This window comes from Bartonella sp. AP65SXKL (genome assembly GCF_042195725.1).
Lineage (GTDB): Bacteria > Pseudomonadota > Alphaproteobacteria > Rhizobiales > Rhizobiaceae > Bartonella.
The window spans coordinates 1-1,620 of the sequence record NZ_JBHIOW010000059.1 but is presented as its reverse complement, the minus strand read 5'-3'; the positions used below and the strand labels follow the sequence as shown (position 1 = coordinate 1,620).

The 1,620-nt window shown below is 40.2% G+C and carries 1 protein-coding gene; it reads right to left on the bottom strand.

What is annotated here, in order from left to right; all coding sequences use genetic code 11:
* A partial coding sequence (locus tag ACFIMP_RS09620; RefSeq protein WP_375686328.1) for a helicase-related protein occupies positions 1–1,620 on the bottom strand: 1,620 nt, incomplete at both ends.

Genomic DNA, 1,620 nt, shown 5'->3' with positions numbered 1-1,620 from the left:
AAATAAAGCTTCAAACACGGGACGCGTGACAAGATGTTGCGCTAACATCTCAATCGCTTCCTCTTGCTTGATTTCACTGTTGACGTTGTTCTTTAATTCCTTATGGAATGCATCAAAGGCGTGAAAGGCTTCACTCTTTTCATCGGAAATCATATCTTTAAGATGATTGATATGGTTTTGAGCAATCTCAGCAACATTGTTCGCCCAAATGCCCCAATAATCCGTGATTTTAAAACTATCCAGAAAAATGGCTTTGACAAAATCAAAAAATTCAGAACGGCGGAATAGGTCTCCTTGTCCTCCAGATACCGATTGAGATTTGCTTTCTGCTGTTCCAATGACACGTCCAGAACTTTCTGTTTTGGATGGTATCGAGATCTCATCAACCGTTGTGGTAAGCTCTTTTAATTCATTGGCACGCTTAATCTCTATAATCTCAATCGTATGGCTGCTATCTTGTCCTAAAGACATCTGATTAATTGTCCGAGCAAGCCTTTCATCATGAGAATGTAAAGCATGCAAAACTTGCCAAACAACACGGTATCTCTTATTGTTTTTTAAAGCCTTTTTGGCTTCTAAGTGTGAAGGAATGATAATGGGTAAAATGATATAGCCCGTTTTTTTATTTGGAGCACGACGCATCACACGCCCTACTGCCTGTATCACATCCACTTGGCTATTGCGCGGGTGTAAAAACATGATGGCATCAAGAGCAGGGACATCAATCCCTTCTGAAAGACACCGAACATTGCTTAAGATCCGACAAACGTTTTGCCCCGCATCTTCTTTAAGCCAATCCAATTCCTCATTGCGTTTTTTGACGCTTTGCGTTCCGTCAATATGTCTTACTTCACAGTTTAGAAAGGGAACGGTTTGAAGGAAATCATCAATATGAGATTTGATAATTTTATTAAAGAGCTTTGTTATATATTGAGAGGTGTTAATGTCTTTGCAAAAAGCTAAAGCACATTGCATGGGCTCTGTATCATCATCATCAACAGCCGCTTGCTTATCTATTTTGGTAAGTGCTCTATAACAGCCAATAATTTTTGCCGCATCATCTAAATCAATTTCACGGTTTTCATTGGCAATAATCTCCTGTATGGCTGGTGTGATATAGGTTTCATTAATACCCAAGACCACAATCTTGTAAGGAGTTAAAAGTTCATTATCGACAGCTTCCGCGAAGGTATAATGATGAAGTTGTTTGCCATAAAGGGTTTCATCGTCCATAGATGCCAAAACAGCATTGATCTCATCCGCCCGCCTTTTAGCAGTGTCACTAAAGATACGCGGCGTTGCTGTCATATACAGACGTTTTTTGCCCCGAATGATGCTGTTATCGTGAACCTTGATAAATTCAGATTCATTGTCTTCAGTTCCCAATGAAGCCCCAGTTGTTCTATGGGCTTCATCACAGATGATCAGATCAAATTCGGGTAAACCATGCTCTTTTTGTGCATCCGAAATCACTTGGATAGAATGATAAGTTGAAAAGACCACGGTCATTGCATCTGCTAGGGATTCACAAGCTTCTTTAGCAAGGGCTTGAGCATCCGTGGTAGCAGGGAGAACAAGATCTGATGTTTCCATGCCAACAATATCATCTTGATTTTTACG